General features: G+C 64.7%; 11 protein-coding genes. 7 read left to right on the top strand and 4 right to left on the bottom strand.

Annotated elements, in window-relative coordinates:
• Positions 1-102 precede the first annotated feature (102 nt).
• From feoB to C2L71_RS08265, 6 genes are all read left to right on the top strand, one after another.
• On the top strand, positions 103-2,658 hold the full coding sequence (gene feoB / locus C2L71_RS08290) for a ferrous iron transport protein B (protein WP_103265299.1): 2,556 nt from the start codon (positions 103-105) through the stop codon (positions 2,656-2,658).
• Between the two features lie 24 nt (positions 2,659-2,682).
• Positions 2,683-3,369 (top strand): response regulator transcription factor, encoded by a 687-nt coding sequence (locus C2L71_RS08285; RefSeq protein WP_239926533.1) that lies wholly within the window; start codon positions 2,683-2,685, stop codon positions 3,367-3,369.
• 125 nt (positions 3,370-3,494) lie between these two features.
• Positions 3,495-4,412 carry an ABC transporter ATP-binding protein gene (locus tag C2L71_RS08280; RefSeq protein ID WP_103265297.1) on the top strand — a complete coding sequence of 306 codons (918 nt, stop codon included), beginning with the start codon at positions 3,495-3,497 and terminating at the stop codon, positions 4,410-4,412.
• On the top strand, positions 4,409-5,185 hold the full coding sequence (locus C2L71_RS08275; protein ID WP_103265296.1) for an ABC-2 transporter permease: 777 nt from the start codon (positions 4,409-4,411) through the stop codon (positions 5,183-5,185). Before C2L71_RS08280 ends, C2L71_RS08275 begins: the two co-directional genes overlap by 4 nt.
• A 21-nt stretch (positions 5,186-5,206) precedes the next feature.
• Positions 5,207-6,148 (top strand): sensor histidine kinase, encoded by a 942-nt coding sequence (locus tag C2L71_RS08270; protein WP_239926531.1) that lies wholly within the window; start codon positions 5,207-5,209, stop codon positions 6,146-6,148.
• 281 nt (positions 6,149-6,429) lie between these two features.
• Complete coding sequence (locus tag C2L71_RS08265) at positions 6,430-8,889, top strand: tetratricopeptide repeat protein (RefSeq protein ID WP_103265294.1); 2,460 nt, start codon at positions 6,430-6,432, stop codon at positions 8,887-8,889.
• A gap of 291 nt (positions 8,890-9,180) precedes the next feature.
• On the opposite strand, the gene C2L71_RS08260 is transcribed toward C2L71_RS08265, so the two are convergent.
• The 4 genes from C2L71_RS08260 to C2L71_RS08245 all read right to left on the bottom strand — a co-directional run bounded on the left by C2L71_RS08260 (position 9,181) and on the right by C2L71_RS08245 (position 14,599).
• On the bottom strand, positions 9,181-9,429 hold the full coding sequence (locus C2L71_RS08260) for a GlsB/YeaQ/YmgE family stress response membrane protein (protein ID WP_103265293.1): 249 nt from the start codon (positions 9,427-9,429) through the stop codon (positions 9,181-9,183).
• 133 nt (positions 9,430-9,562) lie between these two features.
• Complete coding sequence (locus C2L71_RS08255) at positions 9,563-10,492, bottom strand: SufB/SufD family protein (protein ID WP_103265292.1); 930 nt, start codon at positions 10,490-10,492, stop codon at positions 9,563-9,565.
• A gap of 137 nt (positions 10,493-10,629) precedes the next feature.
• Positions 10,630-11,406, bottom strand: a complete 777-nt coding sequence (locus C2L71_RS08250; protein WP_103265324.1) for an ABC transporter ATP-binding protein — start codon at positions 11,404-11,406, stop codon at positions 10,630-10,632.
• Positions 11,407-11,596: 190 nt separating this feature from the next.
• Positions 11,597-14,599 carry an insulinase family protein gene (locus tag C2L71_RS08245; protein WP_103265291.1) on the bottom strand — a complete coding sequence of 1,001 codons (3,003 nt, stop codon included), beginning with the start codon at positions 14,597-14,599 and terminating at the stop codon, positions 11,597-11,599.
• Positions 14,600-14,896: 297 nt separating this feature from the next.
• Here C2L71_RS08245 and C2L71_RS08240 point away from each other — a divergent pair, with 297 nt between their 5' ends.
• Positions 14,897-16,144 (top strand): hypothetical protein, encoded by a 1,248-nt coding sequence (locus C2L71_RS08240; protein ID WP_103265290.1) that lies wholly within the window; start codon positions 14,897-14,899, stop codon positions 16,142-16,144.
• The last annotated feature ends 129 nt before the right edge of the window (positions 16,145-16,273 follow it).

The raw sequence follows: 16,273 nt of genomic DNA, 5'->3' as shown, positions 1-16,273 counted from the left end.
CTTTTTTATGATAAACATGTGGTTTCGCGGTACCATGGAGGCAACGGAAAAAGCGAGGCATGCGAGCTGTCGCGTGGCGGCTCGGGCCCGAGGAGATGTGCATTGACGACGCTTGACAACCTGCCCATCGACAAGACCGCCACGGTGACGGCCGTCGGCGGCGAAGGGTCGCTGCGGCAGCACTTCCTTGACATGGGCATCATCCCTTCTGCGGCGGTGACCATGGTAAAGCATGCGCCCATGGGAGATCCGGTCGAGGTGCGCGTTCATGGTTATGAGCTGACGCTGCGCGTGGGCGACGCGCGCAAGATCGCAGTGGACGACGTGCGCGACGCCTCGGAGGAGCGCGACGACCCGCAGGCGCGTAAGCCGGTGCCGCATCCTGGTCTTGGCGAGGGCGGCAGGTTTCACGACAAAGACGAGGAGAACCCGCTTCCGGAAGGGGAGACCGTTCTCTTCGCTCTCGTAGGCAATCAGAACTGCGGCAAGACGACGCTGTTCAACCAGTTGACCGGTTCGAACCAGCATGTGGGAAACTTTCCCGGGGTTACGGTGGATCGCAAGGATGGAGTCGTGCGCGGGCATTCCGAGGCGTTGGTCACCGATCTGCCGGGCATTTACTCCATGTCGCCGTACTCGAGTGAGGAGCTGGTGACACGTCGGTTCCTCCTGGACGAGCGGCCGCGCGGCATCATCAACATCGTGGACGCCACCAATGTGGAGCGCAACCTCTACCTTACGATGCAGCTCATGGAACTGGGCATGCCGATGGTGCTCGCCCTCAACATGATGGACGAGGTGGAGGGCAACGGCGGAACCATCGACGTGAACGAGATGGAGAAGCTGCTGGGCATCCCAGTGGTGCCCATCTCGGCTGTCAAGAACGAAGGTATAGCCGAGCTGGTGGACCACGCGCTGCACGTTGCGCGCTTCCAGGAGCCACCGGTGCGTCAGGATTTCTGCGCGCCCGACGAGCACGACGGCGCGGTGCACCGCTGCCTGCACAGCATCATGGCGCTCATCGAGGACCATGCCGAGCGCGCGGGCATCCCGGCGCGGTTCGCCGCGAGCAAGCTGGCGGAAGGCGATGCGCTCGTGTCCGAGCGGCTCGACCTCGATCAGAACGAGAAGGACGCGCTCGAGCACATCGTGTGCCAGATGGAGGCCGAACGCGGGCTCGACCGTGCCGCCGCCATCGCCGACATGCGCTTCAGCTTCATCGGAAAAGTGTGCTCGCGCACGGTGGTGAAGCCCAAGGAGAGCCGCGAGCACGCGCGCAGCATGGCGCTCGACCGCGTGCTCACTGGGCCGCTCACGGCCATCCCTGCATTCGTGGGCATCATGGCGCTCGTGTTCTGGCTCACGTTCAACGTGGTGGGCGCCTGGCTCTCCGAGGCGCTGGACGCGGGGATCGGCGCGCTCACCGATGCGGTGGCCGGGGCGCTCGCGGCCGCGCAGGTGAACGAGGTGCTGCAATCGCTCGTGATCGACGGCGTGTTCAACGGCGTGGGCAGCGTGGTGGGCTTCCTGCCCATCATCGTGACGCTGTTCTTCTTCCTGTCGCTTCTGGAGGACTCGGGCTACATGGCGCGCGTGGCGTTCGTGATGGACAAGCTGCTGCGACGCATCGGGCTGTCGGGGCGCTCCATCGTGCCCATGCTCGTGGGATTCGGCTGTACGGTGCCGGCGGTCATGGCGTCGCGCACGCTCCCCTCGGAGCGCGACCGCAAGATGACTATCATGCTTACGCCGTTTATGAGCTGTTCGGCGAAGCTGCCCATCTACGCGTTCTTCACGGCGGCGTTCTTCCCGAGTGACGGGGCTGTCGTGATGGTGGGGCTGTATTTCGGCGGCATCGCGGCCGGGGTGATCGTGGCGCTGCTCATGCGCCGGACGATGTTCTCCGGCGAGGCCGTGCCGTTCGTGATGGAGCTGCCGAACTATCGCATGCCCAGCCCGCGCAGCGTGGGGCAGCTTCTGTGGGAGAAGGCGAAGGACTTCCTCGAGCGCGCATTCACGGTGATCTTCCTGGCGACGATCGTCATATGGTTCATGCAGACGTTCGATTTCGGTCTGAACGTGGTGGCCGACTCCGCCGACAGCATGCTGGCCGTGGTGGCGGGTTGGATCGCGCCCTTGTTCGCGCCGCTCGGGTTCGGCGACTGGCGCGTTTCCACCGCGCTCGTCACCGGCGTGATGGCGAAGGAGAGCGTGGTGTCGACGCTGTCCATCCTGTTCGGGTCGACCGAGAGCCTTGTGGCCGCGCTCACGCCGCTCGCCGCTTTCAGCCTGCTCGTGTTCTGCCTGCTGTACACGCCCTGCATAGCCGCCATTGCGTCGGTGCGGCGCGAGCTGGGCGGAACGTGGGCGCTCGGCATGGCGTTCGGGCAGTTGGGTGTGGCGTGGATCGCGGCGTTCGGCGTGCGCGGCGTCGGGCTTGCGCTGGGCATGGGGACGGCGGGGGCGGCGAGCGCGGCGGTTGCCGCCGCGGTGGTCGTGTTGGTGGTATTCGCCGTGCGGCGCGTAAGGAGGCGCGGAGGTGCGGCGGCGGCATGCGACGGCGCGTGCGCGGGATGCGCGAGCGCGGGGTCGTGCAGGCGCATCGAGGTGGTCGACGTGCAGGCGGACGAGGCGGCGGGGGACACGACCCGGTCGTAGCCAGCCGGAAAGAGGTGTATGGGCATGAGTGAGATCCTCGTCGTGGAGGACGATCCCGACATCAACAACTTGCTGCGCGCTGTCATGGAGCGCGCGGGCCATCGCGCGATGCAGGCGTTTTCCGGATCGGAGGCGCTGCTCAGGCTCGGGGCTTCGACGCCCGATCTGGTGCTGCTCGATCTCATGCTGCCGGGGTTGGCCGGCTCGGAGCTGCTCGAGCACATGCGCGGCGAGCAGGGGCTGGACGTGCCGGTGATCGTGGTGTCGGCGAAGGCGGGCTTGGCCGACAAGGTGGCCTTGCTGGCGACGGGGGCCGACGACTACATCGTGAAGCCCTTCGAGCCGGACGAGGTGGCCGCGCGGGTGGAGGCCGTCTTGCGGCGCAGCGGCTCGGGAGGTTGCGCCCGCGTGGGAGAGGTGCTGCGGCACCGGGGGCTCGTGTTGGACGCCGGTACCCGCAGCGTGTCCCTCGACGGTGTCGAGGTGGCGCTCACGGCGCACGAGTTTGATATCCTGCGCACGCTCATGGAGGAGCCGGGGAGGGTGTTCTCGCGCGAGCGGCTCTACGAGCTGGTGTGGAAGGGCGGCTACTACGGCGAGGACAACGCCGTCAACGTGCACGTGAGCAACATCCGCAAGAAGCTGGCGGCGGTCGATGCGGAAGGCGAGTACATCAAGACCATCTGGGGCGTCGGATTCAAGCTGGCGTGAGGGGGCGGGGCGTCGGCGGCGCGGACCTTTACGCTTTCCTTAGCCTTTCTTGAGGACTTATTTCGGGCCTGCGGGCTAAAGTTCTTTCTCGAAGGATCGGGCGAGAGAGAGGAAGAACCCTTTCGATGGAACACGTTATCGAGACGAACGAGCTCGCGAAGCGCTACGGCGACGTGGCCGCCTTGGACGGCGTGAGCGTGTCGGTGCGCCGCGGCGACGTTTACGGGCTGGTGGGCGACAACGGCGCGGGCAAGACCACCCTGTTCAAGCTTTTGTGCGGGCTTGCGTTCCCTACCGCGGGCGAGATGCGCCTTTTCGGGGCGCATGCGCCGAGCGACCTGGGGCGGCAGCGCGCACGCGTGGGGTCCATCATCGAGAGCCCCGGCTTCTATCCGAATCTGAGCGTCGAGCGCAACTTGGAATGCTGCCGCATCCAGAAGGGCGTGCCGGGCGGGGAGGCGGTGGGCCGCCTGCTCGAGGAGGTGGGCCTGGCCTACGCGAAGGACCGCGCCTGCAAGGATCTGTCGATGGGCATGAAGCAGCGTCTCGGCCTGGCGATGGCGCTCATCGGCGAGCCGGAGCTGCTCGTGTTGGACGAGCCGACGAGCGGCCTCGACCCGAGCGGCATCGTCGAGATGCGCGCGCTCCTGCTGCGCCTCAACCGCGAGAAGGGCATCACCGTGGTGGTGTCGAGCCATCACTTGGCCGAGCTCGAGCAGATGGCCACGGTGTATGGCTTCCTGAACCGGGGGAGGCTTTTGGAGCAGGTGGGCGCCGAGCAGCTGCGCGCGCGGTGCGCGGACTTCATCGACATCGCCGTGTCCGACCCGGCCGGCTATACGGTGCTGCTGGAAAGGGAGCGGCCCGGCGAGCGCTACCAGGTGCTTCCCGACCAAGCGGTGCGCATCCTCGACCCTCGAGCGGGCGCGGAGGCCTACAGCGGGCTCGCCGGCGCGGCGGGCATGGACGTCTTCCGGCTCGAACGCCGCACGATGTCGCTCGAGCAGTACTATCTGGGCTTGAAGGAGAAGGGGGCCGCATGATGCTGAACTATATGAAAGGCGAGGCGTTCCGCATCGTGCGCGGCAAGGAGGTGTACCTGCTCGCGGGCATCTTGTCGCTGCTTGCGATAGCGGCGAACGCGATCGAGTTCGCGATGACCTTCGTCGATCCCGGCTTCCCCTACGCCACGGTGCGCTTCAACCTGGGGATCGTAACTTCGTCGCTCGGCTCGCTGTTCTTCGTGGCCGGGATGCTGGTATGGTTCCTTTACTCCGAGGACAAGAAGAATGGCACGATGAAGAACGCGCTCTCGCACGGCTGCTCGCGCACCTCGGTTTTCGCGGCTCAGTGCGTCGTCTCATCGCTTGCCGGGCTTGCTTGCATGGTCGTGGTGCTGGCGGCGTACGTGGGCAGTGCTGTCCTGCTGTTGGAGGGACCGGCGTTGCCGCCGGTCGTGGACCTGCTGTCGGGCGTCGCGGTCGCCCTGCCGTCCGTGTTTGCCTCGGTCGTCCTCATGTCCGCGGTGCTCGCCCACTGCAAGACCACCTCCTCGGCGCTGGTCGCGTGGGTGGTCGTCCTGTTCGTCATTCCCTACACGCTGCGGATGGCCGGACTTCTCTTCGAGCCCGTCGCCATCGTGGCCAGCTGGCTTCCGCCGAACTTCTTCGCCACCGAGGCGCTGGTGAGCATGTCCGGTTCGTCCTTGCTGTGGAACGACCCGGCCGGTCTTGCGAAGTGCCTGATCGCAGGATTTGTCGGTTTGGGAGCGTTCACGGCTGCGGGCGTGTGGTGCGTCCGCAAGATCGAGCTATAGGGAGGGGCGGGGGTGGCGCACGTGCTGTTAATCGTCGCTTTGGCTTGCGCGCTTGCCGTGGCAGCGTGGTTCGCCGTGCGCTGCCTTCTGCTCAAGCGGTCGCTTCGACGGGCTGACGCCGAGCTCCGCGAGATCGTGGAGCGCCTGGAGGAGAACCGTATCGTGAAGCTGCCGAGTCCCGACGCCGACTTGGAAGCGCTCCTAGGCACGGTGAACGCGTCGCTTGCGGGAATCCGCCGGCAGGCCGCGCTGTACGCACGACGCGAAGCGGACTTGAAGGCCCAGGTTGAGCGTATCAGTCACGACCTGCGCACGCCGCTCACCTCCATCCAGGGGTACCTCGCTCTCGTCGACGAGAGCGCGTTGGACGCTGAGGCTCGCGCCTCGCTCGCCACGGTCAGACGCAAGGCGGACGCCTTGCAGCGGCTCATCGCGCAGTTCTACGACCTGTCGCGGTTCGAAGCCGAGGACTTCCACCTGGAGCTGGGGCAGGTGGACGTGGGCCGGCTCGTGCGCGAGTCGGTGGCGGAACAGTATCGGCTGCTCGAGGAGCGGGGGCTGGACGTGCGCGTGGAAGTGCCCCGCCACGCCGTGAAGGCGCGTGCGAACGCGGAGGCCCTTGAGCGCGTGTTCGAGAATCTGCTGCACAATGTGTCGAAGTACGCGCGGTCGAGCTTCGAGGCGGTGGTCGAGGAGGAGAATGCCGAGGTGGCTGTTGTCTTCGCGAACGACGTCGACGACGTGGGACGGCTCGATGCCGAGCGTCTGTTCGAGCCGCATTACGCGGCGGACGCTTCGCGTTCGCAGGAGAGCTCGGGGCTCGGCCTGACAATCGCGCGCCATCTAACCGAGCGCATGGGCGGCACGTTGGAGGCGCGCGCGGAGGAGCGCGACGGGGTGGCGTGGCTCTCGTTTGCCTTGCGGCTGCCGCAGGTTGAGCCAGGCATCTTGCATCCCGGATGAGAGGCTCACGGAGGGCAGCTGGTTTATCTGCGGAAAGAGGGAAGAGCGGCTCGAGTGCCGGCGGTTTCTTCGAAATTCTTGGGAAACGTTCAAAGATCGGCAAAAAATCCGCCACTGTCGCTCGCCTGCGGGCGTGATAAGAAAAACGCAGGGGCAGTCGACGTTGGATTGCGGGGCGCGCTATGCTCGCATCCCGCGCCGGCGCCTCTTCTGCTATCCTTTCTCTCAGCGCGCGAATGCGGTTGTTCAATCGCAATGCGCATCGCCATGGGAGGAGCATCGTGGAAAATCAGGCTGAATTTAAACTGCCCCTGCTGGGCAAAAGCATGAAGTTGCATCCCCTTCCCGGGCAGGATCCGCAGAGGGAATACGGCGTGATCTGGGATGCGTGTCCTCAGCCGAGCGATGGATTCGGCTACGTGTTCGAGTTCACCGGCAAACGTCGGGGTCGCTTCCTCGCATGGCTGACTGCGAATGGCGCGGCATACGCGTGCGACGGCCCGCTCGCGTATATCCCCGAAGGGGAGCCGAACCTGCTTTTGTCGCGCCTTCCGAACAACGAGGACTTCGGACAGGTGCAGGCGCGCCGAGGCGCGCGAGTCCCGCTGCAAACCGTATCGCGCTTCGCGCGCTCGCGTACGGGCACCTTCGCGTTCGAACAACCTTCCTGCGATATCGGGCCTTATGCCGGGTCGAGCCTCGGTTTGCGAACCTTTGCGGCAGTGGGTTATCTTGCGTTCGTACATATTCCGAGCGCGGCGCAAACGCCGGTCTTGACTGGCCTTGCCGCTGATGTGATGGGCGATCTGCTCAGGCCGCCGCTTCCCGATGCGCTCGACATGCTCGTCCACCACGTGCGCTCGGCGCAGCCGGGCGCCGTCTCTGGTTTTGAACGGTACGCCGCGCGCCTGCTGGAGGAAGCGGGGGCTTCGATGATCCGGCCGCTCGCTGCGCGCACCGCTCTCGAAGCGGGCCGTCTGTCATCAACGGGGCTCGCATGGCTGCGCTTCGATGATTCGGCGTTGAGCGCCGGGGAACGCCAGCTGGTGCTGGCAGTCGAAAGCGCGCTCAACCGGCTCTTGCTCGTGCAGGAGGCTGTAGAGGGCTTTCCCGGGACCGCGGCTCCTTATGCCGGTTTTGACGAGGGTTTCTGCTCTCAGCAGGATTGGCGGTGCATCATCGACATCGCCTCGGGTGCTGCGGAGGCGGTACAGAGAAGCGAGCGCGAGAATCCTCTGCGGCAGATGCACGGGGTGCATGCTGCGCGCGGCGGCGAATGGGATGTGCGCACACGGTTCGCCCAGGCGTGCGAAACCATGCGACTGCCGTTTCGCATGGAGTATCGTTTCGATGCTGATGCAGCGGGCGGCACCGTTGCAGTGGAGTGCTCCGTTCCGCAGCCCGAGGCTTTTCCCTCGACACGATGGGACGGAGTGCGCGGCGCATGGGAGGATGTGCGGATGCTGCGGGGCTGGGCCGCATCGGCTTATGCGATGCGGCTCGCGGCGCTGCTCGCTGCTGCAGCCTTCGGTGCGGGCGTCGGTATAGCGCGGGCTTACGTGACGGTGCGGCCTGGGGGCCTCGACGCGCCGGTTGGCATGTCGCTCAGGTTCGATCGCATTTCATTCATGTCGGATGTGCTACCCCTCATCGCTGAAGGCGCGCTCGGTGCCGATCGCAACGCCTGCGATCCCGCCGCCGTGCTTGCTTTGCTGAATCCTGCTGATTGCTCGGCTGCATTTTCGGACGATGGTTTCTTCGGAGTCGCGCAACCGCTCGATATCGGTTTGGAGAGCCGACGTTCGCCGCTGTGGGAGGATGATCGGGCGCTGCCCGGGCCGCTCTCGGAGCTTCTGCAGGCCGACCGCGTGTGCGAGCTCGACGTGCTCCACGATGAAGACGCTGATCTGACTGCTCGGGTATCTGTGGCGATGGAGGACGCGGAGTCTTCGCCTCTCGCAAGCATCGTGCTACTCGAGGAGATTGCAGCGCAGGCGGGCGAGCGGGAGTCGAAGCGCGCCGCGGAAGGCGGTTCCAGCGATGGGCGCGTGCCGCTGTACTGCGCAAACCCCTGTACGCGCATGCTGGTGCGGCTATCTGAAGCGGACGTGAAAACGCGGTACAGCAAAGCGTCCGACGCAGCCTTCGCGGCGCAGAGCTCGCTTTCGCGCCTCTATGCGCAGGTGGGCGATGTGACGCGCGCGCTCGAGGTGGCCGAGGCGTGCAGGTCGTTGGCGCCCACCTCGCTTCCAGGGTACCTTGATGGAGTATCTGTGCTCATGGACGAAGGCCGCTTTGCCGAGGCGGAGGAGTTGGCGCGGCGCGCCTTGCGCATAGCCTCCGACCGCCGGGACAGCAGCTATCTGCGCTATCGGCTGGCGTATTCGCTGTGGAAACAGGACCGGTTCGACCTGGCGCTTGCGTGCTATACGTCGGTGACTGCCGACGGCGGCGACATGGCTGGACACGCGGAGATCGAGATGGCCGATCTCATGGAGCAGATGGGGATGCGGGAGCATCTGTCGAACGATGCGGCGGCGGCAACGCTGCATGAAAACGGCATACCCGCAGCACCCACGTCCGAGGTGATGGGATGTCTCGCACAAGCTGCTCTGGGACTTGCCGATGCCGGCATCCTGAGAGCTTCGGCCTTTCCCGCGTATGCGGTCGCTCAGCTTGCTTCCGATGATGCCCTCATAGTCGTTGCACGCTCGCTGGAAAGCGGCCTCGATGTCGCCTAGGTCTGGACGCCTCGAACGCAGTCAACGACGCGTATCCTAAGTCGAACAACCAGACGGACGGCGCTACGGACGCATGGTCGATCTGCTGCTGGTGGTGCAGCGCGCGACTTGGGGAGTTTGCACGGATCGGCACAAGCGAATCCGGCTGCATCGTGCTCGTTCTTCGTTATCCGTGAATCAGAGGAAGCGGTCCGGCTGAAACCAGGTTCGAACGTGCAGAAAAGCGAATACCGGCGGCCAGACGGTCGCCGGTATTCGCAGTGAGAGCCGCGTCCGCTCGTATGCGGGCTTTCATCTTCTGTTGGTGATCAGATTGATTACCCAGATGAGTACGATCGAGCCGATTAGCGCCACCACGAACGACCACAGGTTGAAGCCGGTGAAGCCTGCGGCGCCGAAGAAGCTCATGATGAATCCGCCGATGAGCGCGCCCACGATGCCGACGACGATGTTCTTGACCAGGCCGCCGTCGGTCTTCATGATCGCGTTCGCCGCCCATCCGGCGAGCCCTCCGATGATGATCCAAACAATGATGCTCATAGCCGTTCCTTTCCTTGGGGTGGGGAACAGCATACGCAACAAACGCGCTCGGGCGCATCGCCGCGTGAAACGGTGTCGAGGTCGTGAACAGGACGTTGCCGACGCCCGGTTCACGACCTCGGTCCAGAAGCCGTCAGTTCAGGAAGTCCTCGAGGATCTCCTGCTCGGCCTCTTCTTCGGTGAGCCCCAGCGTCATGAGCTTCATAATCTGGTCGCCGGCGATCTTGCCGATGGCGGCCTCGTGCACCAGCAGCGCGTCCTCGCTGGCGGCCTCGATGCCGGGGATGGCGGTCACCTTCGCCGTGCCCATGATGATGGCGTCGCACTGCACATGTCCGCGGCAGGCGGCCTCGCCGATGACCAGCGGGTTGAACACCTGCTTGGAGTTGTCCTGCGCCACCGAGCGCGAGATCACTTGCACGCTGGAGTCGTCGCCCTTCAGCTCCACCTTCATGTTCGAGGTAGCAACCTGGTCGTCGTGCGTCAGCAGCTTCTCGGTCAGCACGAGCTTCGCACCTGCGCCCAGCTCGGCGTTCGTGTCGCGCACGGTGGACGACACGCCGCGCAGCTGCGTGAGCTCCATCTCGCAGCTCGCGTTCTCCTCCATGATGACGTTCGTCACGGGGTTGAGGATGCGCTCGCCGGTGCCCGCGCCCTCGCCGTAGTGCTTCTCCACGTACTTCACGTGGCTGTTCTTGCCGCAGTAGAACGTGTGGATGCCGTCGTGCTCGGAGGCCTGGTGGCTCTCGTTGTGGATGCCGCAGCCGGCAATGATGGTCACGTCGCAGTCGTCCTCGATGTAGAACGTGTTGTACACGACGTCCTTGAGGCCCGCCTGCGTCACGATGACGGGGATGTACACCGTCTCGCCCTTCGTGCCGGCCTTGATACGGATGTCGATGCCGGGGTTGTCCGTCTTCGTGGCGATCTCGATGTTCGCCGACGAATGGCGCTCGACGAGCTGCCCGTCCTTGCGGATGTTGAACGCGCCTTTCGGCATGCCGTGTATGTTCGCGATCTCGGCGAGCAGGCTCTCGTCGATAGGGGAAAGGTCTACAGCCATGGCGGCCTCCTTCGTACTGGCGGATTTCTGGTGCGAGCCGAACCGTCCAACCGCTTGCCTCTTCACGTAGAGTCTGGAAGATGAGCTTGAACGGCTCGGAGCTTTTGCGGCTTTGCCGCGGAAACCCCGTCGTTTATCTAGCAGGTGGTGGGAATCTCGGTGAGATGGAGTTCTGTCGGCTCCGTCAGCTGGCAGCCGGGTATGCCCTTGGAGACAAAGCCGAGCTTCGGCATGATGTCGTCAGGTGCTCCCGTCTCGACCACTCGTCCGTCGCGCAGCACCACGATCTCATCGGCAAGTTGAATGATGCGTTCCTGGTGCGAAATAATCACGATCGAACGGCCGTCGCGGGCCTCATGGATGCTGCGGAACGTCTCGGTGAGACGGTCGAAGCTCCAGAGGTCGATGCCGGCTTCCGGCTCGTCGTAGATGGCGAGTTGCGGGTCGCGCGCGAGGATCGTGGCGATCTCGATTCGCTTCACCTCGCCGCCGGACAGGTTCTTGTCCACCTCGCGGGTAAGGTAGCTCGCTGAGCAGAGTCCCACCTTGGCCAGGTACTCGTTGCAGGACAGCATCGGCAACTTTTTGCCGGCTGCAATATCGAGGAGCTTTTTCACCTTCATGCCCTTGAAGCGGGCCGGTTGCTGGAACCCGTAGCCGATGCCGCGCCGAGCGCGCTCGGTGATACCGAGATCGGTGATGTCTTCCCCCTCGAACAGGATTCGTCCCGCGGTCGGTTGCTCCACGCCCATGATGAGCTTTGCGAGGGTGGATTTCCCGCCGCCGTTTGGGCCGGTGATAACCGTGAAGCGGTCGCTGGGGATCGTCAGCGACAGGTCGTCGATGATGCGCTTCTTCTCCGAGGATCCCTCGGAGAGCGGCACCTCGAACGTGAGGTTCTTCAATTCAAGCATGGCCGTGCTCTCCATCTCTGCTTCGCTCGTCTAATTGATACTATAGAAGTATCATTAATATCGCATCCCGTCAAGCCCGACGGCGCGCGAACCCGGAACCGTGCAAGGTTCCGTCCTCAACGGCCCATTCTAGCTCGAAACGCATCGCGTGCCGACGTGAATGTCGACTTTCGCTTGCGCCTCTCCGACGCTATTCCGCCAGCAAGGTTATAACGTCGAATCCGGCGCCCGATTCCTCGATGATATCCTGGCCGCCGAAGGCGCACACTGCATTTCGCTCGATAGCCAGCGCGAGGGGCTTAGCCAGGGACCGAACTTCTTCGGGCGTGGCGGAAAGCATCTCGCTGCGGGTAGCGTGGCGTGTCTCGGGCGTGCGCCCGGCAAACCAGTCGCCGTCTTGGCGCCTCACGAGCGCTCGGGCCTTTAGGGGCGCATCGAATCCTGCAACGGTGGCCACCACGTAACCCTCCATCTCCTCGGTGCGCGGCTCGAAGGAAGCAAGCCACGCCGCCGATTCGGCGAAGCGCGCAAGGGTTTCGTCCAGGTGCGGATCGCGGTAGGAGTAGAAGCGCATATTGCCTGTGCGTGCAGCTCCGAAACCGGCGCCGTACGCGCCGCCCTTCACGCGTACCTCGTTCCATAAGTAGTCGTAGGAGAGCGCACGCGCCGCCACCTGCCAGGCGCCCGTATACGGTGCGCCTATGGCGCGCCGATCGAAACCCTGAGCTGCATAGCACACATCCGAAGGCACCACGAACGCCTCGTTGCGTATGACGGGCTCGGGCACGGATAGCGGGAGCTCGGGGGAGCCTGGGCGTCCCGTCCCGGCTCCAGCGCTCCAGAATCGCTCGAAGTCTTCATCAGAGCCTGCGAAGCTCACCGTGCAGCCTTCGTCCACGAACAGCCTTCGTGCGAGGGCGGTCAGGTGCTCGGCCACCTCATCGGCGCGTTCATCGTAGTGCGCGAGCAAATCCTTCAAGAACCGGTAGAAGTCGATACCGCCCAGCTGCTCGCGTATCACGCCTGCTGGCAGGTAGTAGGACGCCACGCGCGCCATGGCGGCTGCGTGTCCTGCCGCTGCGAAACTCTGCTCCATTCCGATGCGCCGCTGCTGGAGCACGTCCTTGATCTTGCCCGCGTCTGAAAAATCGGTCTCCAGCATGATCTCGAGCGGCAGCTCGCACGCGGCTTCCACGTTTTCGGAGAGAGCGCTCGCGCCCACCACGAATTTCGGCGCCAGGTCGCGAGCTTCGCCATCGCCCTCGTAGAGGTCGGCGAAAAACGACAGGTTCCCCAGCTTGCCGTTTACAAGCGTGTCGATTTCAGCAGCCGTGTGGCGCGCCGTTCCCAGCTTGCCCAGCACGAGCGCGAGCACTGCCACATAAGGCAGCTCCTCGAACTGCGCGCGGTTGAGGTCGAAGTAGCGGTAGGTATAGGCGATGCCGCGCGAAGGCACGTGATGGCGAATGCATGGCACAGGCGTGCCGTCGACCGTGCCGTAGGCGGGTTCGTCGGGCGCGTCTCCGATGTCGCCGACGGACAAGCGCGGCAACGTGGCGAGTGCGGCGGGGGCGTCGGGTTCCGTTTGCATGCGTCGCAATGCCGCCTCTTCATCGGCGATACGCGCGAAGTCCGCAGGATCCATGGCCGCCTCGGCGGTGCGCAGGCGCTCGATCTCGAAGGCTTCCTCGTCGCCGTCTGCGGGCACGATCTCTGCGAGCGCCCAATGGTCGCTCTCCAAAAACACGTCCACGAGTATCCGCTCGAAGTAGCCCGTGCCGAGCTCGCGGCGCATCAGGGCGAAGTCGTCTTCGTAGCGCAGGTACGTTGTGGCCAGCGCATCATCGTAAAGCCAGCCCGACAGCGCCGTCATGGACAGCGCCACGCCGTCGGCCATGCCGAAGTCGTGCTCGCGCATGACGAATTCGGCGCGCGAGAGCGATGCCTCCACGAGCGTACGGTCGACCCCCTGCTCGACAACGGCGCGTACGGCATCCTCGAAGATGGCGCGGAAGCGCTTGGCCGCTTCCGGCTTCGCACCGCGCAGCTGCACGACGATGAACGGCTGCAGCATGCCGTCGGCCAAAAAAGCCAGCACGTCGTCGGCGAGGCCCGCATCGAGAAGCGCGCGCTTCACGGGCGCTTCGTTGCTGCCCATGAGCGCGTCGAGCAAGATGTCCACCGCCGTCACACGTGTTCGTTCGGCTGCGTCCCCGATGACGTAGCCTAGTCCGGCGCATGCGTTCTCGGGCGCTGTGTCCATAGTGCGCTTCACGTGTTCGGCCACGACGGGCGCTTGAGCTTCGAGTGCGTGCGGCACGAGCGGCAGCTCGCCCGCTTCGGAGCGCTCTCTGTCGCGTGCGGCCTCTTCATCGGCGACGGGGGAGAGGTACTCCCGATCAAGGAAGGCAAGCATGCGGTTCAGGTCGAGGTCGCCGTACAGCGTGAGGTAGCTGTTGCTCAGCCGGTAGTGACGGCGGTGTTCGTCAAGAAACTGTTCATAGGTCAAGTCGGGGATGGCGCGCGGCGTGCCGCCCGACTCGAAGCGGTAGGCTGTGTCGGGGAACAGCGCCGCCTGCAGCTCGTCGTAGAGCACAGAGTTCGGATCGGACAGGGCGCCCTTCATCTCGTTGTACACCACGCCGTTGAGCACGAGTTCCGCCGTGGCGTCCTCGGCTTCGGTGCGCGCCACGACGTCGCCTGCTATGGAGTCGCCTAGGTCGGATTCGACGTCGCCGGCCAGCTCGTAATGCCAGCCTTCCTGCTCAAAGATGGCTCGCTTGCGGTAGATGGCCGGATGGAGCACTGCATCGAGGTACACGTCCATGAGATTGAGCAGGTCCTGCTCGTTGGTGCTGGCCACCGGGTACATGGTCTTGTCGGGAAACGTCATGGCGTTCAGGAACGTCTGCATGGAGCTCTTCAGCAGGTCCACGAACGGCTCTTTGACGGGGAACTTGTCGGAGCCGCACAGCACCGAGTGCTCCAGGATATGGAATACGCCGGTGTCGTCGGCGGGAGGTGTCTTGAACGCGATGGAAAACGCCTTGTTGCTGTCGTCGTTTGCCAGGTAAAGCAGCCGCGCGCCGCTCTTCTTATGAACGAGCACAAAGGCGGTGCCGTCGATCTCGGGCAGCTCTTCGCGAGCGAGCACGGTGAATCCGTGCAGGGTCTGATTGACGGAGAGGTTCATGGGGGTCGCCTTTCATCGGTGTTCCGACTGCGGCGACGCGTGCGGGTCGGGCGCGGAGTGCGTCGGCGACCTGCGCGGACGCGTGCCGTAGCGGCGGTTTCGTCGAGGTGTAAGGATAGCACAACGTCTCCACGGCGCGCGCGGTTCGCAGTATCAGTAGAAAACGGTTACCCTGCCGAGGTTCTAAGAGCCCTAACAAGCAGGCAACCGTTCGGTGCGCACCGGCGAAGGCGAGGCGGGCCAGGTGCGGCATGCGCTAGCATCGATCACGAAAGCACCTGTTCAGAGGACTGTTCAATGACTGCATCGCGTATGTTTGCATCTATCGTCCGGCGTCGAGCGGCAGCATGCGCCGCCGTGCTTGCCGCGGTCTGCCTGGCGGCCCTGTGCGCGGCTTGCCCGTCTGCGACGGCGATCGCCGCTCCGAACGGCAGCTCGTCGACGCCCGATGAAGATTCCTCGCCATCCGCGGCGGGTCCCTTCGAGGTGGAAGGTCCCGCTGCTTCGTACTCATGGGATGGATTGCGGCTGTCGATCACCGGGGAGGGCGTGTCGATCGTCGGCATGGCGGGATCAGAGCTGGGGGACGTTTACGTCGCATCCGCAGTCGAACGCGTCGGCATCGGCGCCGGCGTGCACATCGGCACGCTCGAGGTGGCGCGCTCCGTGCGCCTGGAAACGAGCGGCGGAGGCAACTCTGTGGACGTTTGGATGTCTGATCGCGACGACGCCGTAGGGGGGTCGGGCTCCATCGCGCTTGGAAGCGTCGAGCGCTCGGTCGATATCTACGGGTCCGTCTCCGTGCGCCTCGAGGGAGCTATCGGGGGTGTGCACGTTTGGGAGCATGCGACGCTTGCCGTCCTGCCCAGCGCGCGCATCGAGGGCTCCCTCACCGTGTTCGGCGGCGTTCTGGATCTTTCGCAGGTGCCTCTCGGCGAGCCCGTGCCCGTCCTTGGCGTATCGGTGGGCAATCCCGGTCAAACGTTCGCCATCGCCGCGCCATTCGGCGCGACGCGCTTGGATCAGTTGCTTGGGTACGAGTATCTTTCCGTCAACGATTCGACGTCGGTCTATGAGGACGGAGAGGAGATTGGCGCGCTTCGCGAGGACGGCTCGTTTCTCATAACGGCGACGCGCACGGTGACATTCGAGGGCTTCGACGATGCGGTTCTGGCTGTCGAGCAGGTTCCGCTGTTCGGTGCGGCTGCACCGCCGAAAGCTGTAGCGCCGGATGGATACCGTTTTATCGGATGGGACGTGCCGTTCGATTATGTCGACGAGGATCTGACCGTGAGGGCAGAGTTCGAGAAGCTTCCCGCTTCCGCTTCTCGGCCCGAAGCAGGATCGGGCGTCGCATCGTCTCCGTCGGAAGGCGGGTCGTCCTCGTCAATGCGCGCGGTGCCTCCGAGCCGCTACACTTCTGCCAAGCACGTGCTCGCAGCCACCGACGACGGCGATCAGGTGCCCGTCCTGGCAACCGTTGCGGCGTGCGCTGCATCGCTTGCGGCTGCAGCTGCGGGCATGCGTCATTCAGGCAGGAGGTAGCGGCCGATCGCAGCGAGGGCGCCGCATCATACATTGCCGCCGGGGGCTCGGATGCGGTCGTCGGCAGCGCTCCCTGCACGCCGGTATCGAAATAGGAATCATCGCGACGACTTCAAGCGCCATCTTCCT

The sequence above is a fragment of the Enteroscipio rubneri genome (assembly GCF_002899715.1).
In the GTDB taxonomy this organism is placed as follows: Bacteria; Actinomycetota; Coriobacteriia; order Coriobacteriales; family Eggerthellaceae; genus Enteroscipio; species Enteroscipio rubneri.
This window is presented reverse-complemented; position numbering and strand designations above follow the sequence as displayed.